Origin of the sequence: Pseudomonas sp. NPDC086251 (genome assembly GCF_044746405.1) — a bacterium.
GTDB lineage: Bacteria > Pseudomonadota > Gammaproteobacteria > Pseudomonadales > Pseudomonadaceae > Aquipseudomonas.
Map to the genome: position 1 here is coordinate 228,486 of NZ_JBIVBY010000002.1, position 26,348 is coordinate 254,833.

At 60.4% G+C, this 26,348-nt stretch carries 16 protein-coding genes; 7 read left to right on the forward strand and 9 right to left on the reverse strand.

Features of this window, described 5'->3' with window-relative positions; translation table 11 throughout:
- Window positions 1-140: 140 nt before the first annotated feature.
- The 4 genes from ligA to ACIPL2_RS05510 form a co-directional block, all read right to left on the reverse strand.
- Window positions 141-2,498, reverse strand: a complete 2,358-nt coding sequence (gene ligA, locus ACIPL2_RS05495) for an NAD-dependent DNA ligase LigA (RefSeq protein WP_401353729.1) — start codon at window positions 2,496-2,498, stop codon at window positions 141-143.
- 157 nt (window positions 2,499-2,655) lie between these two features.
- Complete coding sequence (gene zipA, locus ACIPL2_RS05500; RefSeq protein ID WP_401353731.1) at window positions 2,656-3,510, reverse strand: cell division protein ZipA; 855 nt, start codon at window positions 3,508-3,510, stop codon at window positions 2,656-2,658.
- A 268-nt stretch (window positions 3,511-3,778) separates the two neighbouring features.
- Window positions 3,779-7,267, reverse strand: coding sequence for a chromosome segregation protein SMC (gene smc / locus ACIPL2_RS05505; RefSeq protein ID WP_401353733.1), 3,489 nt, complete (start codon window positions 7,265-7,267; stop codon window positions 3,779-3,781).
- A 2-nt stretch (window positions 7,268-7,269) separates the two neighbouring features.
- The gene (locus ACIPL2_RS05510) at window positions 7,270-7,929 is read right to left on the reverse strand and encodes a GntR family transcriptional regulator (protein WP_401353735.1); all 660 of its coding nucleotides are present in this window, start codon (window positions 7,927-7,929) and stop codon (window positions 7,270-7,272) included.
- A gap of 266 nt (window positions 7,930-8,195) precedes the next feature.
- On the opposite strand from ACIPL2_RS05510, the gene xdhA reads away from it, so the two are divergent.
- The 4 genes from xdhA (at window position 8,196) to guaD (ending at window position 14,346) form a co-directional block, all read left to right on the forward strand.
- Window positions 8,196-9,650, forward strand: a complete 1,455-nt coding sequence (gene xdhA, locus ACIPL2_RS05515; RefSeq protein ID WP_401353737.1) for a xanthine dehydrogenase small subunit — start codon at window positions 8,196-8,198, stop codon at window positions 9,648-9,650.
- The gene (xdhB, locus tag ACIPL2_RS05520; protein WP_401353739.1) at window positions 9,643-12,042 is read left to right on the forward strand and encodes a xanthine dehydrogenase molybdopterin binding subunit; all 2,400 of its coding nucleotides are present in this window, start codon (window positions 9,643-9,645) and stop codon (window positions 12,040-12,042) included. The genes xdhA and xdhB overlap by 8 nt, the downstream gene beginning before the upstream one ends.
- Before the next feature lie 145 nt (window positions 12,043-12,187).
- A complete protein-coding gene (gene xdhC / locus ACIPL2_RS05525; RefSeq protein ID WP_401353741.1) occupies window positions 12,188-13,033 on the forward strand; it encodes a xanthine dehydrogenase accessory protein XdhC in 846 nt (281 codons plus the stop codon).
- Between the two features lie 8 nt (window positions 13,034-13,041).
- Window positions 13,042-14,346 (forward strand): guanine deaminase, encoded by a 1,305-nt coding sequence (gene guaD / locus ACIPL2_RS05530; RefSeq protein ID WP_401353743.1) that lies wholly within the window; start codon window positions 13,042-13,044, stop codon window positions 14,344-14,346.
- A gap of 177 nt (window positions 14,347-14,523) precedes the next feature.
- Here guaD and ACIPL2_RS05535 read toward each other — a convergent pair whose 3' ends face one another.
- Window positions 14,524-15,288, reverse strand: coding sequence for a GntR family transcriptional regulator (locus ACIPL2_RS05535; RefSeq protein ID WP_054054029.1), 765 nt, complete (start codon window positions 15,286-15,288; stop codon window positions 14,524-14,526).
- 316 nt (window positions 15,289-15,604) lie between these two features.
- Here ACIPL2_RS05535 and ACIPL2_RS05540 point away from each other — a divergent pair, with 316 nt between their 5' ends.
- Window positions 15,605-16,795: a benzoate/H(+) symporter BenE family transporter gene (locus ACIPL2_RS05540; protein ID WP_401353745.1), complete on the forward strand. Its 1,191-nt coding sequence runs from the start codon at window positions 15,605-15,607 to the stop codon at window positions 16,793-16,795.
- A 165-nt stretch (window positions 16,796-16,960) separates the two neighbouring features.
- Here ACIPL2_RS05540 and ACIPL2_RS05545 read toward each other — a convergent pair whose 3' ends face one another.
- Window positions 16,961-17,305: a YggL family protein gene (locus ACIPL2_RS05545; RefSeq protein WP_007896965.1), complete on the reverse strand. Its 345-nt coding sequence runs from the start codon at window positions 17,303-17,305 to the stop codon at window positions 16,961-16,963.
- Window positions 17,306-17,539: 234 nt separating this feature from the next.
- Here ACIPL2_RS05545 and dacB point away from each other — a divergent pair, with 234 nt between their 5' ends.
- Complete coding sequence (gene dacB / locus ACIPL2_RS05550; RefSeq protein WP_401353746.1) at window positions 17,540-19,000, forward strand: D-alanyl-D-alanine carboxypeptidase/D-alanyl-D-alanine-endopeptidase; 1,461 nt, start codon at window positions 17,540-17,542, stop codon at window positions 18,998-19,000.
- 288 nt (window positions 19,001-19,288) lie between these two features.
- Here the strand turns inward: dacB and ACIPL2_RS05555 are convergent, their stop codons facing one another.
- Window positions 19,289-21,688: a diguanylate cyclase gene (locus ACIPL2_RS05555; RefSeq protein ID WP_401353748.1), complete on the reverse strand. Its 2,400-nt coding sequence runs from the start codon at window positions 21,686-21,688 to the stop codon at window positions 19,289-19,291.
- 273 nt (window positions 21,689-21,961) lie between these two features.
- Window positions 21,962-24,232 (reverse strand): bifunctional 23S rRNA (guanine(2069)-N(7))-methyltransferase RlmK/23S rRNA (guanine(2445)-N(2))-methyltransferase RlmL, encoded by a 2,271-nt coding sequence (gene rlmKL / locus ACIPL2_RS05560; protein ID WP_401353750.1) that lies wholly within the window; start codon window positions 24,230-24,232, stop codon window positions 21,962-21,964.
- Window positions 24,233-24,762: 530 nt separating this feature from the next.
- Between rlmKL and rmf the strand changes: the two genes are divergently transcribed.
- Window positions 24,763-24,978, forward strand: a complete 216-nt coding sequence (rmf, locus tag ACIPL2_RS05565) for a ribosome modulation factor (RefSeq protein WP_003223300.1) — start codon at window positions 24,763-24,765, stop codon at window positions 24,976-24,978.
- Between the two features lie 257 nt (window positions 24,979-25,235).
- On the opposite strand, the gene ACIPL2_RS05570 is transcribed toward rmf, so the two are convergent.
- Window positions 25,236-26,255 (reverse strand): quinone-dependent dihydroorotate dehydrogenase, encoded by a 1,020-nt coding sequence (locus tag ACIPL2_RS05570; protein ID WP_401353752.1) that lies wholly within the window; start codon window positions 26,253-26,255, stop codon window positions 25,236-25,238.
- Window positions 26,256-26,348 lie beyond the last annotated feature (93 nt).

Consider the following 26,348-nt stretch of genomic DNA (forward strand, 5'->3'; position numbering starts at 1 on the left):
ATCATTCCTGTGCCGTGATCGTTCCCGCTTTTTGCGTGATGGCGACTATCGCCTTCGCGAGCAAGCCCGCTCCCACATTTGATCCAGTTCTCATGAACGAATGCGGTCAAATGTGGGAGCGGGCTTGCTCGCGAATGGCATCAGACGGTAATACCGTGCTGACTCAAAAACCCGACAAACGCCTCTTCATCCAGAACCTTCAGTCCCAGCTCATTGGCCTTGGTCAACTTGGAGCCAGCACCCGGCCCTGCGACCACGCAGTGGGTCTTGGCCGAGACCGAACCCGCCACCTTGGCGCCGAGGCTTTCGAGCTTGTCCTTGGCCACGTCGCGACTCATCAATTCCAGCGAACCGGTCAGCACCCAGGTCTGCCCGGCCAGCGGCAAGCCTTCGACGACTTTCTTCTCGCTCTGCCAATGCATGCCGAAATCACGCAACTGCTTTTCCGCGGCTTCGGCAATCTGGCGATTCTCGGCGACCGCAAAAAACTCGCGAACCGAGGTGGCCTGCTTCTCTGGCAACGCTTGACGCATGTCCAGCCAGTCCGCACTGAAAACCCCTTCCAGCGAACCGAACTTGTCAGCCAGCTTCTGCGCCCCGCCCGGCCCGACCGACGGAATGTGCAACTTGTCGAGGAAACCGCCCAGTGTGGTGCTGGCGGCAAACTCGGCGCCCAATCCAGCTTGATCCTGAATCTGCAGGCCGTGCCTGAGCAGATCGGCAATCACCTGCCGGTTATGCGCATCTTCAAAGAAACTGTGAATCTCGTGAGCCACTTCCAGGCCGACGTCCGGCAAGTACGTGAGCACTTGCGGCAACGCCTGCTGAACCCGCTCCAGCGAGCCGAGGGAGCGTGCCAGCACCTTGGCCGTCTCTTCGCCGACATCGGGAATCCCGAGGGCGTAGATGAACCGCGCGAGGCTCGGCTTCTTGCTGTCTTCAATGGCGCTGAGCAATTTCTTGCTCGACAGCTCGGCAAAACCTTCCAGATCGACAATGTCCTCGAACTTCAGGGCATACAGATCGGCCGGCGAACTCACCAGGCCTTCGTCGACCAGCTGCTCGACGCTCTTGTCGCCCAGCCCTTCGATATCCATGGCGCGGCGCGAGACGAAGTGAATGATCGCCTGCTTGAGTTGCGCACCACAGGCCAGTCGGCCGACGCAGCGATACACCGCGCCTTCGCTGACGGTCTCGCGCCCCTTGCTGCGCTTGACCAGTTGCGTGCGCTCGACATGCGAGCCACAGACCGGGCACTTTTCCGGAATCTGCACCGGCCGCGCGTTATCCGGACGGCGCTCGGTGACCACTTGCACCACTTGCGGAATCACGTCGCCAGCGCGGCGGATGATCACGGTGTCGCCGATCATCAAGCCCAGGCGCGCCACTTCGTCCATGTTGTGCAACGTCGCGTTGGCCACGGTGACGCCGGCCACCTTGACCGGTTTCAAGCGTGCCACTGGCGTCACGGCACCGGTGCGACCGACCTGGAATTCCACGTCGAGCAATTCGGTGAGTTCTTCCATGGCCGGGAATTTGTGCGCGATGGCCCAGCGCGGTTCGCGCGCGCGGAAGCCCAGTTCACGCTGGGACGCGATGCTGTTGACCTTGAACACCACGCCGTCGATTTCATAGGACAGCGCATTGCGGCGCTCACCGATGTCGCGGTAGTAATCCAGGCATTCATCAATGCCATGGGCCAGCTTCAGCTCGTGGCTGATCGGCATGCCCCAACCTTGCAACTGCTTGAGATTGCCGATGTGCGTGTCGGCAATGTCCGCCGAAATCTGGCCGATGCCGTAGCAGCAGAATTCCAGTGGACGGTTGGCAGTGATCTTCGAATCGAGCTGGCGCAAGCTGCCCGCCGCCGCGTTACGCGGGTTGGCAAACGTCTTGCCGCCGACTTCCAGTTGCGTGGCGTTCAGCCGTTCGAAACCGGCCTTGGACATGAACACTTCACCGCGCACTTCAAGCGTCGCCGGCCAACCGGTGCCGTGCAGCTTGAGCGGAATGTTGCGCACAGTGCGCACGTTGACGCTGATGTCTTCGCCGGTAGTACCGTCGCCGCGCGTCGCGCCGCGGACCAATACGCCGTCCTGGTACAGCAGGCTGACCGCCAGGCCATCGAGTTTCGGTTCACAGCTGTATTCCACCGCCGCGCCGCCGCCAAACAGATCGCCAGCCGGCAGGTCCAGACCTTCCGTCACCCGACGATCGAATTCGCGCATGTCGGTTTCTTCGAAGGCGTTGCCGAGGCTGAGCATCGGTACTTCGTGGCGCACCTGGGTGAACGCCGACAGCGCCGCGCTGCCGACGCGCTGGGTCGGCGAGTCACTGGTGATCAGTTCGGGGTTGGCCGCTTCAAGGGCCTTGAGTTCGTGGAACAACCGATCGTATTCGGCGTCCGGAATGCTCGGCTCGTCCAGCACGTGGTAGCGATAGTTGTGCTGATCCAGCTCAGCGCGCAGCTCTAGAATGCGATTTTTGGCGGCGGTCATGGGTGTTCTCTCATAAAGCAAAAGAGCAGCCGAGGCTGCTCCTATCTCATCTCGACAAGATCAAGAGATCGCAGCCTCGTTTCACTCGACAGCTCCTACAGGGATCGGGATTTTCTGTAGGAGCTGTCGAGTGAAACGAGGCTGCGATCTTTTGACTTTAGCGCTTCTGGGTCAGGGCGCGGCGTTCGAATTCAACGATGCGCTGACGGTAATGCTCAATGGTCTGGGCGGTCAGCACGCTGCGCTGGTCGTCTTTCAGTTCGCCGTTCAGTTCCTGGGACAATTTACGCGCCGCAGCCACCATCACGTCGAAGGCTTGCTTCGGATGACGTGGGCCTGGCAGGCCGAGGAAGAAACTCACCGCCGGCGTGCTGAAGTGGTCGATGTCGTCCAGATCGAAGACGCCCGGCTTGACCGCATTGGCCATGGAGAACAGGACTTCGCCATTGCCGGCCATGCTTTCGTGACGGTGGAAGATGTCCATCTCGCCAAAGCGCAGACCGCTTTCCAGAATATTTTGCAACAGCGCCGGGCCTTTGAAGCCGGCGGCGTCGCGACAGATCACGCTGATTACCAGCACTTCTTCGGCTTGCGGCTGTTCCTTGTCGCTGACTGAAGGTGCGGCCTTGGTGTCATCCGGGAAATCGTCGTCACGGCTGCTGAAGCTCGGGCCGCCGTCCAGGTCCAGGCTGAGGTTCATGTCGCCCTGGGAAGGTTCGCTGTTGCCACGCTTGCCGCGCTTGGAACCCGACTCACGGGGTTCACGGGCAGGCATGCTCACCGACGGCAGATCGTGCTCGTCCAGTTGCGGTTCTTTATGAGTGTCCAGGACGCGGGGCGGGCCCAACAGCTCGGCGCTGGTGTCCTCGTCCGGCAAATTGGACAAACTTCGGTCAAGACGGAATTTAAGTTTTCCCTTGCCGCCGCGCATGCGACGCCAGCCATCGAAAAGAATACCGGCAATGACAATAATGCCGATGACGATCAGCCACTCGCGCAGACCGATTTCCATGTAATCCCGTGCCTCTATAAAAAATGCTGAAAAATAAGGGGTTTACAACTCGCAAACCGCTTTAAAACGTGGCGCCAACTCTATGTTCTGACAGGCGTTTTGCCCACGTATACGAAAAATTGACATTAAACTAGCACGACCAAAGGTAACTTTACACCGTCTGTCACAATGGCTTGAGCGATTATGTCGATTGGCCAGCAAGTAGCGGCCGATAATTCGCCTGACTGCTCACCAATACCTCTCGCACATTGTCCTACAAGGCCAGGACTCAGGCGTCCACCATCGCCATCGCCTCCTCGACATCTACGGCTACCAGTCGCGAGCAACCCGGTTCATGCATCGTCACCCCCATCAGCTGATCGGCCATTTCCATGGCGATCTTGTTGTGGGTGATGTAGATGAACTGCACCGTCTGCGACATCTCTTTTACCAGCCGTGCGTAGCGTCCAACGTTAGCGTCATCCAAAGGTGCATCAACTTCATCGAGCATGCAGAACGGCGCCGGATTCAACTTGAAGATGGCAAAAACCAAGGCCAATGCGGTCAGGGCTTTTTCGCCACCGGAGAGCAAATGGATGGTGCTGTTCTTCTTTCCTGGCGGTCGCGCCATGATCGTTACCCCTGTATCGAGTAGATCTTCGCCCGTCAGTTCCAAATACGCGCTGCCTCCACCGAAAACTTTTGGGAAAAGTGCCTGAATTCCGGCATTGATCTGATCAAAGGTATCTTTGAAGCGGTTTCGGGTTTCCTTGTCGATCTTGCGAATCACGTTCTCAAGGGTGTCCAGCGCTTCGACCAAATCGTCGTTCTGCGCATCCAGATAACGTTTACGCTCGGATTGTTGCTGGTATTCGTCGATGGCCGCCAGGTTGATCGCACCGAGACGCTGGATACGCGCCGCGATGCGTTCGAGTTCTTCCTCGGCCTCTTTCTCGTTGGCCTCGGTGGTCAGGGTTGCCAGCACGCCGTGGAGGTCGTAGCCGTCCTCGAGCAACTGATCCTGCAAGGTCTTGCGCCGCACGTTGAGGGCTTGCCATTCCATGCGCTGGGTTTCGAGCTGGCCACGAATCAATTGCGATTGCTGCTCGGCCTGGCTGCGACGTTTTTCAGCCTCGCGCAGTTCGCGGTCAGCGTCTTCCAGGGCGATCTGCGCGGTCCTGAGTTCTTCGTCGACGCTCATGCGTTTGTCGAGCAATTCTTCAAGTTTGAGGCGCAGCTCTTCCAGCGGTGCCTCGCCCTCCTCCAGATTGAGGCTGAGCTGTTCGCGCTTCTCGGTCAGGCGCTCGGACTGCATCTCCAGACGTTCCAGCGCCTGACGCGTCGAGTCATGTTGCGCCTTGAGCGAACCCAGGCGAACCGCCAACTGATGAGCGTGATCCTTGTGCTGACGAGCTTCCTGACGCACGCGATCAAGTCGCTCGCGCAGGCTGTCGCGCTGGGCCAGCAGCAACTCGCGCTGCTCGGTGTCGAGCGCCATGCTGTCGAGGGCTTCCTGCAATTGCAGGCGCGCCTCACCAATGTTTTCGTGCTCCAGCGCACGCTGCTCAGCCAACTCGGCGAGCTCTTCGTCCAGCCGGGTACGCCGCAAGGTCAGTTGCTCAGCCTTGGCTTTGCCGGCGGACAACTGGGCTTTCAGTTCACCTTGCTGACGCGCTTCGTCTTGCAGCAGACGGCGCAAATGTTCGCGACCGTTTTCCTGCTGACGCTGCTGCGCCCTCAGCGTTTGAAGTTTGGTTTCCAGGGTTTCGACGGTGGCTTCGCGCTCTTCGCGTTCCTGGCCCAGACGCTGGATTTCCTGACCCCGGGCGAGCACACCGCTTTCCGCTTCGCTGGCCCGGCGCACGCGCAGAAAGTGTCGACCGACCCAGTAACCGTCGCGGCTGATCAGGCTTTGGCCGACGCTCAACTGAGCACGTAGCGCCAAGGCCTGTTCGAGACTTTCCACCGGCTTGACCTGGCCCAGCCACGGCGACAGATCAATCTGCGCCTCGACCTTGTCGAGCAAGCTGCCGGGCATGCGCACGCCATCGCTGGCCGGGCTGAGCAGGCGCAGATCGCCCTGGGCAAACCCGGCCAGATCGAACTCGCCGAAGTCGTCCACCAATACCGCTTGCAGGTCGGCGCCGAGCACGGTTTCCACCGCCAACTCCCAACCGGCCTCTACCTTCAGGCCTTCGGCCAGACGCGGGCGGTCGGCCAGGTTTTGCTCACGCAGCCATTCGGCGGTGCCGGTGCCGGGATCGAGCGCCGCTTGCTGCAAGGCTTCCAACGACGCCAGTCGCCCGTTGAGCCGCTGCAAATCGCCCTGCGCCTGCTGCTGGTTTTGCAGCGCTTGCTGCAATTCCTGACGCAGTTGCTCAAGGCGCTCGACCTGCGCTTCTTCGCTGGCCTGCAAATCTTCGAGGGTGGCCTCGGACGCGGCCAGTTGCTCGTTGAGCTCCATGATCGCCGCGTCTTCCGGGTCCGCCGACAGCAGCGCGCGTTCTTCACCAAGACGCTTCTGCCGATCAGCCAAACGTTCCATGCTGGTTTCCAGCTGCTGTATCCGCGATTGCTGCACCTCGGATTGGCGACGCGGCTCGGCGGCGGTCAGGTTGAACGTGTCCCACTGCTCCTGCCAGGCATGCATGGTGGTTTCGGATTCTTCCAACGCGGCGGCCGCTTCTTCGGCGGCGGCGCTGGTGACTTCCTGTTCCGGCGTGAGCATGTCCAGCTCTTCGCCGAGGGTCAGCAGCAACGTGCGGTCGTGGCCCAGGTGCGACTCGGTTTCCAGGCGCGCGCGCTCGGCTTCCTTCAAATCATCCTGCAACTGACGCAAACGCTGCTGACCGTGCTGGATGCTCTGCTCGACCCGGGCGATGTCGCCGCCGACCGAATAGAAGCGCGCCTGCACCAGATTGAAGCGCTCGGACAGGTCGTGGTGCCCGTCACGAAAGCGTTCGATGCTCGCGTCGGCATTGCGTTGCTCGGCCACTAGCGCTTCAAAGGTGATTTCCTGGTTGCCGATGATCGCTTCGCGCTGGCCGACCTGTTCGTTCAACGCCTGCCAGCGCAGGGCCGACAGTTGAGCCTTGAGCTGGCGCTCTTCGCCCTTGTATTCCTGGTACTTTTTCGCGGCTTCGGCCTGGCGGTGCAAGCGTTCGAGCTGACGCTCCAGCTCTTCGCGCAGGTCGGTCAGGCGGGCGAGGTTTTCGTGGGTGCGGCGAATGCGGTTTTCGGTCTCGCGCCGGCGCTCCTTGTACTTGGAGATGCCGGCCGCTTCTTCGATGAAGTTGCGCAAATCTTCGGGCTTGGCTTCGATCAGCTTGGAGATCATCCCCTGCTCGATGATCGAGTAGCTGCGCGGGCCGAGGCCTGTGCCGAGGAAGATGTCGGTGATGTCTCGACGGCGGCATTTGGTGCCGTTGAGGAAGTAGCTGTTCTGGCTGTCGCGGGTCACTTTGCGGCGAATGGAAATTTCCGCATACGCGGCGTATTCGCCGACCAGCGTGCCGTCGGAGTTATCGAACACCAGCTCGATGCTCGCCTGGCTCACCGGTTTACGACTGGTCGAGCCGTTGAAGATGACGTCGGTCATCGACTCGCCACGCAAGTTCTTCGCCGAACTCTCGCCCATCACCCAGCGTACGGCGTCGATAATGTTCGACTTGCCGCAGCCGTTGGGCCCGACCACGGCCGCCATGTTACTGGGGAAGTTCACCGTGGTCGGGTCGACGAAGGATTTGAACCCCGCGAGCTTGATGCACTTGAGCCGCACGCTTAAGCGTCCGTCAGGGCGGAAACCACCAGATCGCTACTGCGCTGGGCATACGCCGTCAGCACCTCGCGGATCTGCGGAAAGTCACGGGCGATCACGGCGGCGAGCAGGCGTTCGAACAACTCCAGGAACTCGCTCATCGAGGCCTTGCGCTGTTCCAGGGCGAGGAAATACGCGCGGCTCATGGCCGGTTGCAGGTTCTCGACGGTTTCCTGCAAGTACGGATTGTTGGCGAACGGGTACGCGGCGCGCATCACACTGAAGCTGTCGTCGACAAACGTACGGATGTCCTGGCGCTCATAGCTGGCGGTGAGGCGCTGCTGAATCTGCACGAACGGCGCCAGGTCGGCCTGGACTTGCCAGCCCGTGGCCACGGCGTTGCCGAGCAAGATATAGAGCTCGCTCATCAACGTGCACAGGCTCTGCACCTTGTGCGCGGTGAGTTCGGTCACGTGGGCGCCCCGTCGCGGCAGGATAGCGATCAGGTGGCGGCGCTCGAGAATCAGCAAGGCCTCGCGGACCGAACCGCGGCTGACATTGAGGGCCAGCGTGACCTTCTGTTCCTGGATGCGCTCTCCCGGCTTCATTTCGCCGCGAATGATACGTTCGGCGAGGTGGTGAGCGATTTGCTCGGCGAGGCTGTCCGGCGCCTTGAACGTCATGGTTGTCCTTCAAACTCTTCGATCTGCACAAGCGGCGCAGTGTAGCGCAATTGATACGCCAGGGCGGAGTGCCCACTCGGCGGTTTTTGGCACGATTCAAGCAAAAAGCAGGCTATCCCGAGAGGGTCAATAATGAAGGAACGAGTCGTTGATCGACAAAATGCTATTTCCTGACCTTTAAGTCAGAAAATCATTGACCGGAAAGTCAGACCTGATAAATTCGGTTCAAGTCGGTTAACAACAATAATGAGTCTGCGAGGCCTTCCGTGATCCAGTTTTTACTTAACCAGGAACTCCGTAGCGAGCACGCCCTGGACCCAAACCTGACCGTGCTCAATTACCTGCGCGACCATGTGGGCAAACCCGGCACCAAAGAAGGCTGCGCCAGCGGTGACTGTGGTGCCTGCACCGTGGTGGTCGGCGAGCTGCAAACGGATGACGATGGCCGCGAACACATTCGCTATCGCAGCCTCAACTCGTGCCTGACGTTCGTTTCGTCGCTGCACGGCAAACAATTGATCAGCGTCGAAGACCTCAAGCATCAGGGCCAACTGCACAGCGTGCAAAAAGCCATGGTCGAGTGCCACGGCTCGCAATGCGGCTTCTGCACACCGGGCTTCGTCATGTCGCTGTTTGCCCTGCAAAAGAACAGCGATCAACCGGACTCGCACAAAGCCCACGAAGCGCTGGCCGGCAACCTCTGCCGTTGCACCGGCTATCGGCCGATCCTGGAAGCCGCCGAGCAGTCCTGCTGCGGCAAGCAACCGGACCAGTTCGATGCCCGTGAAGCCGACACCATCGCCCGCCTGAAAGCCATCGCCCCTACCGATATCGGCGAACTCAACAGTGGCGACAAGCGCTGCCTGGTGCCGCTGACCGTGGCCGATCTGGCTGACCTCTACGACGCTTATCCACAGGCGCGGCTGCTGGCCGGCGGTACCGATCTGGCGCTGGAAGTCACGCAGTTCCACCGCACCCTGCCGGTGATGATTTACGTCGGCAACGTCGCTGAGATGAAGCGCATCGAGCGTTTCGACGATCGCTTGGAAATCGGCGCCGCGACCGCCCTCTCCGATTGCTACGAAGCACTGAAAAGCGAATACCCGGACTTCGGCGAATTGCTGCAACGCTTTGCGTCCTTGCAGATCCGCAACCAGGGCACCCTCGGCGGCAACATCGGCAACGCCTCGCCGATTGGTGACTCGCCACCGCTGCTGATTGCCCTGGGCGCGCAGATTGTCCTGTGCAAAGGCGAGACCCGCCGCACCCTGGCCCTCGAAGATTACTTCATCGATTACCGGGTCACCGCGCGCCAGGTAAGCGAGTTCATCGAGAAGATCATCGTACCGCGTGCCAGCGCCGAACAATTGTTCCGCGCCTATAAGGTGTCCAAGCGTCTGGACGATGACATTTCCGCGGTCTGCGCCGCGTTCAACCTGCGCATCGACAACGGTGCGATCGCCGACGCCCGGGTCGCCTTCGGCGGCATGGCGGCCATCCCGAAACGCGCAAAAAACTGCGAAACCGCCCTGCTCGGCGCGCCGTTCAACCACGCCACCGTCGAACGCGCCTGCGCCGCACTGGCCGAAGATTTCACGCCGCTCTCGGACTTCCGCGCCAGCAAGGAATATCGCCTGCTCAGCGCGCAGAACCTGCTGCGCAAATACTTCATCGAACTGCAAACACCGCACATCGAGACTCGGGTGACCGCTTATGTCTAATCATCACGCCGTAGAGAAGACCCAGGCCGAACTGGCTGAACTGTTTGCCAAGGACCTGACCACCGGTGTCGGTCGCAGCGTCAAGCACGACAGCGCCGCCAAGCACGTGTCCGGTGAAGCGCAGTACATCGATGATCGGCTGGAATTCCCCAATCAGCTGCATGTTTATGCACGCCTGTCAGACCGCGCCCACGCGAAAATCATCAGCATCGACACCCAGCCTTGCTACGCTTTCGAAGGCGTACGCATCGCCATCACGCACAAAGACGTGCCGGGCCTGAAAGACATCGGCCCGTTGCTGCCGGGTGATCCGCTGCTGGCCATCAATGATGTGCAATTCGTCGGTCAAGTGGTGCTCGCGGTCGCCGCAAAAGACCTGGAAACCGCGCGTAAAGCGGCGATGGCCGCGATCATCGAATACGAAGATCTCGAACCGGTTCTGGACGTGGTTGAAGCCCTGCGCAAACGCCACTTTGTGCTCGACAGTCATACGCATCAGCGCGGCGATTCGGCCGGTGCTCTGGCCACCGCTGAACATCGCATTCAAGGCACGCTGCACATCGGTGGCCAGGAACACTTCTATCTGGAAACCCAGATCTCTTCGGTGATGCCGACCGAAGACGGCGGGATGATCGTTTACTGCTCTACGCAGAACCCGACTGAAGTGCAGAAATTGGTCGCTGAGGTTCTGGATGTATCGATGAACAAAATCGTCGTCGACATGCGCCGCATGGGCGGTGGTTTCGGCGGCAAGGAAACCCAGGCCGCGAGCCCGGCGTGCCTGTGCGCAGTGATCGCGCACCTCACCGGCCAACCGACCAAAATGCGCCTGCCGCGCGTCGAAGACATGCTGATGACCGGCAAGCGTCACCCGTTCTACGTCGAGTACGACGTCGGCTTCGACAGCACTGGCCGCCTGCACGGCATCGCTCTGGATCTGGCCGGTAACTGCGGTTGCTCGCCGGACTTGTCGGCATCGATTGTCGACCGTGCGATGTTCCACGCCGACAACTCCTACTACCTGGGCGACGCGACCATTAACGGTCATCGCTGCAAGACCAACACCGCCTCGAACACCGCTTACCGTGGCTTCGGCGGCCCGCAAGGGATGGTCGCCATCGAAGAAGTGATGGACGCCATCGCCCGCCATCTGGCCCTCGATCCGCTGGCGGTGCGCAAGGCCAACTACTACGGCAAGACCGAGCGCAACGTCACCCATTACTACCAGACCGTCGAGCACAACATGCTCGAGGAAATGACCGCCGAACTGGAAGAAAGCAGCCAGTACGCCGAGCGTCGCGAAGCGATCCGCCGCTACAACGCCAACAGCCCGGTCCTGAAAAAAGGCCTGGCGCTGACGCCGGTGAAATTCGGTATTTCCTTCACCGCCAGCTTCCTCAACCAGGCCGGTGCGCTGGTGCATGTCTACACCGACGGCAGCATCCACCTGAACCACGGCGGTACCGAAATGGGCCAGGGCTTGAACACCAAAGTCGCGCAGGTCGTGGCCGAAGTGTTCCAGGTGGAAATGGACCGCGTGCAGATCACCGCGACCAACACCGACAAGGTCCCGAACACCTCGCCGACGGCCGCGTCCAGTGGCGCCGACCTCAATGGTAAAGCCGCGCAGAACGCCGCGGAAATCATCAAGAAACGCCTGGTGGAATTCGCGGCGCGGCAATACAAAGTCAGCGAAGAAGACGTCGAATTCCACAACGGCCACGTGCGGGTTCGTGACCACATCCTGACCTTCGAAACGCTGATCCAACAGGCGTATTTCGCCCAGGTGTCGCTGTCGAGCACCGGGTTCTACAAGACCCCGAAAATCTTCTACGACCGCAGCCAGGCGCGGGGTCGGCCGTTCTACTACTACGCCTTCGGTGCGGCCTGCTGCGAGGTGATCATCGACACCTTGACCGGCGAGTACAAAATGCTCCGTACCGACATCCTGCATGACGTCGGCGCCTCGCTGAACCCGGCCATCGACATCGGTCAGGTCGAGGGCGGTTTCATCCAGGGCATGGGCTGGCTGACCATGGAAGAACTGGTGTGGAACAACAAGGGCAAGCTGATGACCAACGGCCCGGCCAGCTACAAGATCCCGGCGGTGGCGGACATGCCGCTGGACCTGCGGGTAAAGCTGGTGGAAAACCGCAAGAACCCTGAAGACACGGTGTTCCATTCCAAAGCCGTGGGCGAACCGCCGTTCATGCTCGGTATTGCGGCGTGGTGTGCGATCAAGGACGCCGTGGCGAGTTTGGGCGACTACCGGCATCAACCGAACATCGACGCACCGGCGACGCCGGAGCGGGTGTTGTGGGGGTGTGAGCAGATGCGCCAGTTGAAGGTGGCGAAAGCTGTCGAGGCAGAGCCGGAGTTGGCTTCGCTTTAAGGACCGAGGCGCGGCCAATCGCTAGCAGGCTAGCTCCCACAGGATTTGTGTTGAATGCGGATTCTGTGGACACCACAAAACACGGTGGGAGCTAGCCTGCTAGCGATGGGGCCCGAACAGACAACAAAGCTGTCGAGGTGAAATTATGTACAACTGGATCGACGCCCTCGCCGACCTGCAATCCCAGGGTGAACCCTGCGTGTTGGTGACCATCATCGAAGAGCTCGGCTCGACGCCGCGCAACGCCGGTTCGAAAATGGTCATCAGCGCCACCCAGACCTTCGACACCATCGGTGGCGGGCATCTGGAATACAAAGCCATGCAGATCGGTCGCGAAATGCTCGCCAGCGGCAAACAGAGCACCCATCTGGAGCGCTTCAGCCTCGGCGCCAGCCTGGGCCAATGCTGCGGTGGCGTGACCGTGCTGCTGTTCGAACCGATGGGCCAGCTCCAGGCGCAAATCGCCGTGTTCGGCGCCGGCCATGTCGGTCGCGCGTTGGTGCCGCTGCTCGCCAGCCTGCCCTGCCGGGTGCGCTGGATCGACTCACGGGACGCGGAGTTCCCGGAACAGATCCCCCATGGCGTGCGCAAGATCGTCAGCGAAGAACCGGTGGACGAAATCGACGACCTGCCCGCCGGCAGCTACTGCATCGTCATGACCCACAACCACCAGCTCGACCTCGAACTCAGCGCCGCGATCCTCAAGCGCAACGACTTCACCTACTTTGGCCTGATCGGTTCGAAGACCAAACGGGTGAAGTTCGAACATCGCCTGCGTGATCGTGGTTTCGACAGCGCCGTGCTGCAACGCATGCGCTGCCCGATGGGCATCGGCGAAGTCAAAGGCAAGTTGCCTGTGGAAATCGCCATCTCCATCGCCGGCGAAATCATCGCCACCTATAACGCGAATTTCGGCCAGCAAACTGCCAGCGCCGGATCATCGATCGCCAAACTGCTGCCTGCTTCTCGCCGCAGCCAAGCGACTCATTGAGAACTCACATGCCTCTGACACGCAAAGCCTACCGCGCCGCCATCCTCCACAGCATCGCCGACCCCGCCGAAGTGGGCATCGAAGCCTCGTACGAGTATTTCGAGGACGGCCTGCTGGTGGTCGATAACGGCAAGATCAGCGCCCTCGGCCACGCCAGCGAACTGCTGCCGACCCTGCCGGCCGACATCGAGATCACTCATTATCAAAATGCGCTGATCACTCCAGGCTTCATCGACACCCACATCCACCTGCCGCAAACCGGCATGGTCGGCGCTTACGGCGAGCAACTGCTGGACTGGCTCAACACCTACACCTTCCCGTGCGAAAGCCAATTTGCCGACAAGGATCACGCCGACGAAGTCGCGGACATCTTCATCAAGGAACTGCTGCGCAACGGCACCACCACCGCACTGGTGTTCGGCAGTGTCCATCCGCAATCGGTGAACTCATTCTTCGAAGCCGCCGAGCAGCTCGACCTGCGGATGATCGCCGGCAAGGTGATGATGGACCGCAACGCGCCGGATTACCTGACCGACACCGCCGAATCCAGCTACGTCGAAAGCAAGGCGCTGATCGAGCGCTGGCACGGCAAGGGCCGCTTGCACTACGCGGTCACCCCGCGATTTGCCCCGACCAGCACCCCGGAGCAACTGACCCTCGCCGGCCAGTTGTTGAGTGAATATCCCGACCTGTACATGCAGACCCACATCAGCGAAAACCTCAAGGAAGTCGAGTGGGTCAAGGAACTGTTCCCGGAGCGCAAGGGTTACCTCGACGTCTACGATCATTACCAACTGCTGGGCGAACGCTCGGTGTTCGCCCACGGCGTGCACCTGTGCGACGACGAGTGCGCGCGGCTGGCGGAAACCGGTTCGGCGATCGCCTTCTGCCCGACCTCGAACTTCTTCCTCGGCAGCGGCTTGTTCAATCTGCCGATGGCCGAGAAGCACAAACTGAATGTCGGCCTCGGCACCGATGTGGGGGGCGGCACCAGTTTCTCGCTCCTGCAAACGTTGAACGAAGCGTACAAGGTCATGCAGCTGCAAGGTGCGCGTTTGAGCCCGTTCAAGTCGCTGTACCTGGCCACGCTGGGGGGTGCGCGTGCGTTGCGACTGGAGGACAAGATCGGCACCTTGCATCCAGGCACTGACGCGGACTTTTTGGTGCTGGATTACAACGCGACGCCGCTGCTCGGTTATCGCTTGAAGCAGGCCTTGAACATTGCCGAGACGCTGTTTGTGTTGATGACGCTGGGGGATGACCGGACTGTTCTGCAGACGTATGCGGCGGGGAATCAGGTGCATCAGCGGTAAGGTTTCGGGCATAAAAAATCCCCCGTGGCTTTTCGGCTCGGGGGATTTTTTTTGGGCCTTGGAGAAAGATCAAAAGATCGCAGCCTCGTTGCACTCGACAGCTCCTACACAGCTCCTACAGTGGAATTCGTATCCTGTAGGAGCTGTCGAGTGCAACGAGGCTGCGATCTTTTGCCGTCAAAGCTTGGCGGTCGAGCGCCCTGGCTTTTTGGTCTGCAACAAATGCGAGAACACCGCATGCAAATCATCCGACGCGCTTTCTTCGTCGAGGTTGAGTTTGCTGTCGATGTGATCCATGTGGTGCATCATCAGGTCCACCGCCAGCTCACCGTTACGCGCTTCGATCGCATCGATCAGTTGGGTGTGTTCGTCATAGGAACAATGGGAACGGTTGCCGCTTTCGTACTGCGCGATGATCAACGAAGTCTGGGACACCAGGCTGCGCTGGAAGCTGATCAGCGGCGCATTCTTCGCCGCTTCGGCCAGTTTCAGGTGGAACTCGCCCGACAGGCGGATACCGGCACCGCGATCGCCACGGGAGAAGCTGTCGCGTTCGTCGTTGACCATCTGCCGCAACTCGGCAATCTGCTCGGCGGTGGCGTGCTGCACCGCCAATTCTGTGATCGCCCGCTCCACCAGACGCCGCGCGAGGAACACCTGGCGGGCCTCTTCGACACTCGGGCTGGCGACGACGGCGCCACGGTTGGGTCGCAGCAACACCACGCCTTCATGGGCCAGGCGAGACAGCGCGCGGCGAATGATGGTGCGGCTGACCCCGAAAATTTCCCCCAGCGCTTCTTCGCTCAACTTGGTGCCGGGCGCCAGACGCTGTTCGAGGATGGCCTCGAAGATATGCGCGTAGACAATATCGTCCTGGGTACCGCTGCGGCCGGCTTTGCCTGCTCGCGGCTGTTTTTTTAGGGGTTGCAACTGTTCGTTCATGGGCACTCGAGTCGGGAGAACTGCGGCGAATAGACCGTGACTGTAATACGGCACAGTGGGTCGCTGGCAAGTATCGCGTAAAAAACACTGCGATTGTACACAATGGACGGTGGCAACACGACTGTACGGCTGTTTGTCGCTTCTGCTGTATCGCAACGATCCCTTACGTTTGAGTTTAGGCTTGATCACAGAATCCCGTAGGAGCTGTCGAGTGAAACGAGGCTGCGATCTTTTGATCTTGAATAAAGATCGCAGCCTCGTTTCACTCGACAGCTCCTACGGGACATCTTCATACGTAATAAGGAACACCGCTGTCATGAACGACGCCACGCACACGCAGCTCCGCCCTCTGGCCGACACGTCACCTTCGGCCATCGTCGCCGGGTTCATCGCCATGATGACCGGCTACACCAGCTCCCTGGTGCTGATGTTCCAGGCCGGGCAAGCGGCGGGCCTGACCAGTGGGCAGATTTCGTCGTGGATCTGGGCGATCTCGATTGGCATGGCGGTGTGCTCGATCGGCCTGTCCCTGCGCTATCGCACCCCGATCACGATTGCCTGGTCGACGCCCGGCGCGGCACTGCTGATCACCAGCCTGGGCGGCGTGTCTTACGGCGAAGCCATCGGCGCCTACATCACGTGCGCGGTGCTGGTGACGATTTGTGGGCTGACTGGCAGCTTCGAACGCCTGGTGAAAAAGATCCCGGCCTCATTGGCCGCCGCGTTGCTGGCGGGGATTCTGTTCAAGATCGGCAGCGAGATTTTCGTCGCCGCGCAGCATCGCACCGCACTGGTGCTGGGGATGTTTTTCACTTACCTGGTGGTCAAGCGCCTGTCTCCGCGTTACGCGGTGCTGGCTGCGCTGTTGATCGGCACGGCGCTGTCCGGGTTCATGGGGTTGCTGGATTTCAGCGGTTTCCACCTCGAAGTGGCGACGCCGGTCTGGACCACGCCGCACTTTTCACTGGCCGCGACCATCAGCATTGGCATCCCGCTGTTCGTGGTGGCGATGACGTCGCAGAACATGCCGGGCATCGCCGTGCTGCGCGCCGACGGCTACACGGTGCCGGCCTCGCCGCTGATCACCACCACCGGCATCGCCTCGCTGCTGCTGGCGCCGTTCGGTTCCCACGGGATCAACCTGGCGGCCATCAGCGCAGCAATTTGCACCGGGCCGCATGCCCATGAGGATCGCAACAAGCGCTACACGGCGGCGGTCTGGTGCGGGATTTTCTACGGGATCGCCGGGGTGTTCGGCGCGACGCTGGCGGCGTTGTTTGCGGCGCTGCCGAAAGAGTTGGTGCTGTCGATTGCGGCGTTGGCGTTGTTCGGTTCGATCATCAACGGCTTGAGCATTGCCATGAATGAAGTGAAGGAACGAGAAGCAGCGTTGATCACCTTTATGGTCACGGCGTCAGGGCTGACGCTGTTTTCCATTGGGTCGGCGTTTTGGGGGATTGTGGCGGGGGTGTTGACGTTGGTGATTTTGAATTGGCGTAAAGCTTAGGGTCAAAAGATCGCAGCCTCGTTGCACTCGACAGCTCCTACAGGGGATCGCATTTCGATGTAGGAGCTGTGTAGGAGCTGTGTAGGAGCTGTCGAGTGCAACGAGGCTGCGATCTTTTGATCCAAAAAAAAACGGCGACCCTTAGGTCGCCGTTTTTTTACAACATCAAGCTACCGGATTGATCGGCTTTTCCGGGTACCAGACGTCGATCAGCGGGCTGACGGTTGCTTCGGTCAGTTCGCTGCGGCCTTTGAGCCAGGCTTCAACAGCAGCGCGCTGCTCTTCGGACACCGAGCCACGCTTCTGCAGGCAAACCAGACCGAAGTCGTCGCCGCCAACATAGCCCAGACCGTTGGCTTCCATGGCTTCTTTGAGGAACGCATCGAGGAAAGCATCAATGGCTTCATCAGCCAAATCTTCTTTGAAATCCAGGTTCAGTTCGAAACCCAGCTCTTGAAATTCATCGACGCACAGTTTTTTGCGCAGACGCTGGGAACGGTTAGTCGCCATTGGAACAATCCTCATAAGTAATAACGGGCGGCACTTTAGCAGTTTAAGGCGCCAATTGCCCGTCCCGCAGTGGCGGCCAGCCTACCGTCGGTAAAAAAATAGCGGATTAGAAGGCCAGGGCACGGCACACGCCGCTACACCTTGGGGCATAATGCCGACACTTTCATGACCACTGAGGGAATTTATCTTCATGCCCTCGTCTTTTTTCCCCTCGGCTGTAGGGTTTTATTTCACATGATCAAATCTTTGCGTCCATTGTTACTGGCCGGTTTCCTGCTCCCGCTGGCCTTCTCTGTTTCTGCCGCCCCGATCAACACCGCGCTGTCGCCCAACGTTGAAAAAGCCCTGAAAGCCAGCAAGTTGCAAGACAACGCCCTGTCGCTGGTGATGATCCCGTTGACCGGCCCTGGCACCCCGACCATTTTCAACGCCGACGTCTCGGTTAACCCGGCTTCGACCATGAAGCTGGTGACCACCTATGCCGCGCTGGAAATGCTCGGCCCGAACCACCAGTGGAAAACCGAGTTCTACACCGACGGCACCCTGAGCGGCGGCATCCTCAACGGCAACCTCTACCTCAAGGGTGGCGGCGATCCGAAGCTGAACATGGAAAAACTCTGGCTGTTGATGCGCGACCTGCGCGCCAACGGCGTCACGCAAATCACCGGCGACCTGGTGCTGGACCGCGGTTTCTTCGTACAACCGCAATTGCCCGAGTTCAACGACGATGGCAATGACGAAAACAAACCGTTCCTGGTCAAACCCGACTCGCTGATGGTCAACCTCAAGGCCCTGCGCTTTGTCGCGCGCAACGACAACGGGCGGGTGCTGATTTCGGTCGAACCGCCGATCGCCACCATCCGCATTGAAAACCAGGTCAAAGCCATCAACTCCAAACAATGCACCGGTGGCGTGCGCTACAACCCGGTGACGCAAGCCGATGGCAGCGTGACCGTGACCGTCGGCGGCCAGTTGGGCGACGGCTGCAGCTCGCAGACTTACCTGTCGCTGCTCGACCACGCGACCTACACCGCTGGCGCCGTGCGGGCGATCTGGAAGGAACTGGGCGGCAGTATTCAGGGCCGCGACCTTCTGGGGCCAACGCCGAAAGATGCCAAGGTGCTGGCGCGGGCGTTCTCGCCGGACCTGGCGGAAATCATCCGCGACATCAACAAATACAGTAACAACACCATGGCCCAGCAACTGTTCCTGAGCCTCGGCCAGCGGTTCCGCACCGACGCCGACGCCGACGACGCCAAGGCCGCCCAGCGCGTGGTCCGTCAGTGGCTGGCGAAGAAAGGCATCACCGCGCCGCACCTGGTGATGGAAAACGGCTCCGGCCTGTCCCGTGCCGAACGTGTGAGCGCGCGTGAAATGGCCGGCATGCTGCAAGCGGCCTGGAGAAGCCCGTACTCGGCCGAGTTCATCAGCTCGATGCCGATTGCCGGCACCGACGGCACCATGCGCAAACGCCTGAAGACCACGGCGATGCGCGGTGAAGCCCACGTCAAGACCGGCACCCTGAACACCGTGCGAGCGATTGCCGGTTTCAGCCGCGACATCAACGGCAATACCTGGGCGGTGGTGGCGATCCTCAACGACAAGGCTCCGTTTGGCGCCTCTTCGGTGCTGGATCAGGTGCTGCTGGACCTGTATCGCCAGCCGAAACTGCCGGAAACGGCTTCGGTGTTGTAAGCCGATCTGAAGAGCATTGGATTAAAGGTGGAAGCGAGCCTGCTCGCGATGAGGCCGGTACATCCAACATCAGCTTCGTCTGACACTCCGCCATCGTGAGCAGGCTCGCTCCCACCTAGATCGCTAGTGGACACAAAATCTGCGAACGACCTGGAACTACTGTGGGAGCGGGCTTGCTCGCGAAAGCGGTCTATCAGTTACATCGATGCTGGATGTGCCACCGTCTTCGCGAGCAAGTCGAATCGTCGCACCGCCGCTCCCACATTTTTGATCGCGTGCAGCCAACTTTTAGTTCATCTCCCCTTCAACCCGATCCCGTCCCGCCTGCTTCGCCGCATAAACCCCCGAGTCCGCTCGCAGCAACAGCGCGTCTGCACCCTCTCCAACGCGCCAACTGGCAATCCCGAAGCTCGCGGTCACCGTCCCGACGCCCTCGATCGGCGAACTGCGCAACGCTTGCCACAACTGCAACGCCAGGACATGGGCATGCTCGGCGTTGATGTCCGGGCAGAGCACCATGAACTCCTCACCGCCCAGGCGACAGAACACGTCGGTGCGCCGCAGCCGATGGCCGATGCGCTCGCACACCGCCTGCAGCACCCGATCACCCACCGCGTGGCCGTGCTGGTCGTTGATGCGTTTGAAGTGATCGATGTCGAGCATGATCACCGACAACTCGCCGCCACCGCGCTCGACCCGGGCCATTTCGGTGGTCAGGCGCTCCTGGAAATACCGCCGGTTATGAATGCCGGTCAGGGAGTCGGTGATCGACAGTGCGCGCAGCTCCTCTTCCACCCGTTTCAGGTCGGAGATGTCCGAGATGTAGCCATGCCAGAGCACGCCGCCACCGGGCAGTTCTTCCGGTGTCGCCTCGCCACGGACCCAGCGCAGGCCGCGCACCGGCAGCTGTACACGGTATTCTTCGCGCCACGGGCTGAGGGTGTCCGCCGAGGCGCGGATCGAGGCGCGCACGCGGGTGGTGTCCTGTGGATGAATCCGCGTGAAGATCGCTTCGGCATTCAGTAACAGCACGTCCGGTTCGAGCTCGTAGATCTCGCGGATACCGTCGCTGGCGTAGATCACACTGAAACGGCCGTCGAACTCCATCTTGAACTGGTAGATGCCGCCCGGCACATGAGCGCTGAGTTTCTTCAACAACAGATCGCGTGCCGCCAGCGCCTCGTGCACCCGCTTGCGCTCGGTGATGTCGATACAGATTGCCAAGTGACCGACCCACAGGCCTTGCTCGTCGAGCACCGGGGTGGCCAGCATGTTCACCGCCAGATGGCTGCCATCGCTGCGCACCAGCGTCCACTCCCGCGCTTCATGGCCGCCCTCCTCGCCACCTTCGACCAACATCGCCTGGCAGGTCGGAATCGGCTTGCCATAGCGCGCGCTCAACTCTGCCGAACGGGCCACTAGTTCTCGGGGCAGGTGCAGGTTTTCCAGGGTCATGTGGCCGACCACTTCAGCGCTGGCGTAACCGAGCATCTGTTCGGCTCCGGCATTAAAGGTGCTGATGACTCCGCGCAAATCGGTGGCGATGATCGCCACTTGGGTCGCGGCATTCAGCACGCCGCGCAACTGGCCATGGGTGCCGCGCAATTCCTGTTCACGTGCACGCAGTTCCTGGGTGCGCTGCTCCACCATCCTCAACGCCCGCTGGCGCTGACTGACCAGCACATAGAGCAAGGCACTGAGCAACAGACTGAGTAAACCGCCGAGCACCACCAGACTGGTCACCGACGAATGGTTGGCTTGCAGAAAGGCTTCGCTGGGCTGGATGTCGACTTGGTAATCGTGATCGGCCAGGCGCAGCAGCCGGGTCGCGGCCAAGTCACTGGTAGCCGGGGTGTTGGCGGATTCGTAAAGGACTTCGTGCTGATCGTCTGTGGATAAGTCGAGGATGCGCACCGACAGGTAGTCACGCCCCGCTTCCGGCAAGCCGTCCGCCAGCAACTGGCGCATGCTGATCACCGCCATCACATAGCCGAACGGTTTGACCGCTGCTGCGCCTGGGCTGTTGCGCAGCATCACCGGTGCGACCAGCAGCACGCCCCGCGCATAGGCCGGTTCGATGCTGACCAGATGCATCGGTTGCGACACCGCCATGCTGCCGTGGCGGTCGGCGCGTTCGAGGGTGGCTCGGCGCAGCGGTTGGGCCAGCAAGTCGTAGCCCAGCGGCGAACCGAGTTTGCTTTGGGTCTGGCTAAAGAGCACCACCACGTACTCATCCCGCTCTGCCGCCAGTTGCAGCTGGCCGTCGGCATTGAGTTCACGAAAGGTGAAATCGCTCAGACCTTCCTCACGCATCCGGCGCTCGATCGCCGCTCGTTCGGCACCCGTGACCCGTTCAGCGAAGGAGTACGCCTGAGTCCGGTGCAGTAAAGGTTGGGTGTAACCGTCGAACTCCGCTCGGGAGACCGAATCGGAATTGGCAAAGAACCGGCGCAGTCCATCGAGGCGCTGCTCCTGATCTTCGAAACGTTCTTCGATACGGCTGTAACGTTCACTGGCCAGCAGCTGGAAACGTTGCCGCAATTGCTGGTGAAACAGATTCAGCGTCGACCAGGCCAGCAAGCTGGTGAGAATCCCACCGACGAGCAATACCAGTAGCGCGACCCACCAGGCCGAAACATCTTCACTGATAAATCCCAGGATCTTTGGGCGCACGGCGTGCAACGACATAGACGCAACTCAAAACGCCAGGTGCGGGAAAGCCCATTGGCCATGAGTTGAGTTATAGCTATTAGCCACTAATTTGACCAGCTCAGAACGGAGCCAAGAGCCTTTTAAAATCAAGGCTCTGTGGATCCAATCAAATTAACCGTCAACGAACCTGATTCTTTGTAGGAGCGAGCTTGCTCGCGATGGACGCAAGGCCGCCGCGGTCATCCAGGCAGCCCTCGTTATCGTTAACGTCCATCGCGAGCGAGCTCGCTCCTACAGGGGATCTAACCGTCAACGTGCCATGATTTTCCAGGCACGGTGGATCTTGCCGTTACGGGCAAAGTCCGGGTCGATGGTTTGTGCGGTGATTTCTTCGACCGCGTAACGCTGGGTGAGGTTTTCCTCCAGCACGAACTTGCGGAAGTTGTTGGAGAAGTACAACACCCCGCCCGGCGCCAGGCGCGCCATGGCCAGGTCGATCAATTGCACTTGGTCACGCTGCACGTCGAAGATCCCTTCCATGCGCTTGGAGTTGGAGAAGGTCGGCGGATCGATGAAGATCAGGTCGAACTCGTCACGGCAGGCATCCAGCCAGACCATCACATCGCCCTGCTCCAGACGGTTTTTGTCGGAGAAACCGTTCAGCGACAGGTTGCGACGCGCCCAGTCCAGATAGGTTTTCGACAGGTCGACGCTGGTGGTGCTGCGCGCGCCGCCCTTGGCCGCGTGAACACTGGCGGTCGCGGTGTAGCAATACAGGTTGAGGAAGCGCTTGCCCTCGGCCTCTTTCTGGATGCGCATGCGCATCGGCCGGTGGTCGAGGAACAGCCCGGTGTCGAGGTAGTCGGTGAGGTTGACCAGCAGCTTGACGCCGCCTTCATTGACCTCGACGAACTTGCCCTGCGCTGCTTGACGCTCGTACTGCTTGGTGCCGCTCTGACGCTCGCGACGCTTGACGACGACGCGGTTCTTGTCGATGTTCAAGGCCTGCGGAATCGCCGCCAACGCATCGAACATGCGTGCCGAGGCTTTTTCCGGATCGATGGACTTCGGCGCGGCGTATTCCTGGACGTGGACCCAATCCTGATACAGGTCGATGGCCATGGAATATTCCGGCATGTCGGCATCGTAGACGCGGTAGCAATCGATGCCTTCACGCTTGACCCACTTGCCCAACGCCTTCAGATTTTTTTGCAGGCGGTTGGCGAACATCTGCCCGCCTTCGCTCAAGCGCGGTTGCTCGATCACCACCGGAGCCGGTTTGATCGGGTTGCCGTTCTTGTTGTACTTCTCGTACTTGCCTGGCGCGACGTCGTTGTCGGTCACTTCGACTTGGGCCTGCTCACGCTCGACCTGGCGTTGTTCCGGGGTGCGACGCTCACCGGTGACGAACTGGTCCGGCGTGACCTTGATCAGCAGCAATTTGCACGGCAAGGCGCCGTTCCAGAACGAATACTGTTTGTGGCTGCGAATGCCCATGCGCTTGCCCAGGTCCGGGGCACCGGTGAAGACCGCGGCTTCCCAGTTCAGGCAGGCCTGACGCAGACGTTCGCCAAGGTTCTGGTAGAGATAGAGCAGGCTCGCCTCGTCACCCAGACGCTCGCCGTACGGCGGGTTACAGATGACCAGGCCTTTCTGGTTCTGGTCTGGACGCGGCTCGAAGGTCGCGACTTCGCCCTGGTAGATCTTGATCCACTCACTCAGGCCGGCGCGTTCGACGTTGTTGCGGCCCGGCTGAATCAGCCGCGGGTCAGCTTCATAACCGCGAATCCACAGCGGTGGCTTGGCCAGGCCGGCCGCGCAACGCTCGGTGGCTTCTTCGTGGAGTTTCTTCCACAGCGCCGGTACGTGACCGAGCCAGGCGGTGAAGCCCCACTGCTCGCGACGCAGGTTCGGCGCCATGTCGGCAGCGATCATCGCCGCTTCGACCAGGAACGTACCGACGCCGCACATCGGGTCAGCCAGCGCGCCGCCATCGGCCGCAATGCGTGGCCAGCCGGAACGAATCAGGATCGCCGCCGCGAGGTTTTCCTTCAGCGGCGCCGCGCCCTGCTGCAAGCGATAGCCGCGCTGGTGCAAGCTGTGGCCGGAAAGGTCGAGGGACAGAATCGCTTCGCCTCGGTCCAGGCGCAGGTGAATGCGCAGGTCCGGGTTGAGCTTGTCGATGGACGGACGATCGCCTTGCGGGGTGCGCAGTTTGTCGACGATGGCGTCTTTGACTTTCAGGGCGCCGAAGTGCGTGTTGTCGATGCCCGAGCCGTGGCCGCTGAACTCAACGGCCAGGGTGCCGTCGTTGAGCATGTGGTCTTGCCACTCGATATCGAGCACGCCGTGGTAGAGGTCTTCGGCGTCCTTCATCGGGAAACGCTTGAGCACCAGCAGCACCCGGTTCGCCAGACGTGACCACAGGCACAGGCGATAAGCGGTTTCCATGGTCGCCATGCCGCGCACGGCAGAGGTGTGCTCACGCGCTTCTTCAAGGCCAAGCCCGACGGCTTCCTCGATGAGCAGGCCTTCAAGGCCTTTTGGGCAAGTGAGGAAGATTTCGAATTGGTCGGACATTGGAATTTCAGAGCCTTTAGCTAAGTGAACCGGCAACGCATTGCCGGCCCGGTTTTCAATCAGGCGCTTTTCTAAAAGAGCGCCCGCGTGGCACGAAGGTGTGCCGTCCCACCCTTGCTGCTCAGGTTAGAAGAGCTTAGATGCCAGGGCAGATAAAAAAGTTGATGCAACAAAATGTCATAAGTTGACCCTTCGTCGAATAATCCCCGGACTAACAGGAGGCATTCTCACTAAAGGATTAACCCCATCATGCAGCGCGGGGCCGATCATACCGGGGGTTTGAACAATAAACACGGACCAGACATCTGGTTACTTATGGCCATAGCACCTTAATGGTTACGTCCTTATGACAAAATGATCATTCCCTCGATGTGACGCATTGGTTAGAACTCAACACAGGTTGACGTCGCAACGGCGTCAACACCTTGGCTCGCGACGCCGGCAGCGAGCCGCCAACGGCAGAGTTTTTCTGCCAGACCTCGATTGAGGTCGACGCGATGAATACAGTCAACAAGTGAGGGCAACACCCTATGAGAAGACTTAAGCGTGATCCGTTGGAAAGAGCATTTTTGCGCGGATATCAATATGGCGTTGGTGGCAAATCCCGTGAGCTTTGCCCATTTACTCTACCGTCGGTACGCCAAGCCTGGATTAACGGCTGGCGAGAAGGACGCGGCGACAACTGGGACGGTATGACCGGCACTGCGGGAATCCACAGACTCAACGAACTTCACGCCGTCGGCTAATTAACAGGGCCAAACACTCCGACACGACAATCTGATTACTTTTTGCATTAACCACGCACGTCCCATCCGGACGGCGGGCTTCGGCCCAGGGGCTCCTTCGAGGAGCCCTTTTTTATGCCTGCCGGTTCGCTAAACACAAATCCCCTGTAGGAGCTGTAGGAGCTGTCGAGTGAAACGAGGCTGCGATCTTTTGATTCTGTTTTTTAAAGCAAGATCAAAAGATCGCAGCCTCGTTTCACTCGACAGCTCCTACAGGGTTAGCGCAGGGCGGCGATGGCGTCGACGGATTCACGAATCAACGCCGGGCCTTTGTAGATGAAGCCCGAGTAGAGCTGCACCAGGCTCGCGCCTGCTGCGATTTTCTCTGCCGCGTGCTTGCCTTCAGTAATACCGCCCACGGCGATGATCGGCAAACGACCGGCCAGTTCCGCCGCCAGCACCTTGACCGTGTGGGTGCTCTTGTCGCGGACCGGTGCGCCGGACAGACCGCCCGCCTCGTCACCGTGTTCCATGCCTTCGACGCCGACGCGGCTCAGGGTGGTGTTGGTGGCGATCACCGCGTCCATCCCGGTTTCGATCAGTGCTTGCGCCACCTGAGCGGTTTCTTCGTCGGTCATGTCCGGCGCGATCTTGATCGCCAGCGGTACGTGTTTGCCGTGGCGCAGCGCCAGTTCGGCGCGACGGGTGGCGAGGTCGGCGAGCAACTGCTTCAGCGAATCGCCGAATTGCAGGCTGCGCAGGCCCGGGGTGTTTGGGGAGCTGACGTTGACGGTCACGTAGCTGGCGTGGGCGTAGACCTTGTCCAGGCAAATCAGGTAATCATCTACCGCACGCTCGACCGGGGTATCGAAGTTCTTGCCGATATTGATGCCGAGCACGCCTTTGTACTTGGCCGCCGCGACGCGGGCCAACAGGTGATCGACGCCGAGGTTGTTGAAGCCCATGCGATTGATGATCGCCTCGGCTTCCGGCAGACGGAAGATACGTGGTTTCGGATTGCCCGGCTGCGGACGCGGCGTGATGGTGCCGATTTCGACAAAACCGAAACCCAACTGGGCAAAACCATCGATGGCTGCGCCATTCTTGTCCAGGCCGGCGGCCAGACCGACCGGGTTCGGAAAGTCCAGGCCCATGACGTTCACCGGCATCTTCGCCGGCGCCTTGCACAGCAAGCCGTTGAGGCCCAAACGTCCGCCCGCGCCGATCAGGTCCAGGGACAGATCGTGGGAGGTTTCCGGGGAAAGTTTGAACAACAGCTGACGGGCCAGGGTGTACATGGGCGGGTTTGACTCTGGGCTACGAAAAGTGGCGGCGATTATAGCCGGGCATCGGGGTCGCAGGCGAGAAACCGATTGGTGCACTCGCCTGCC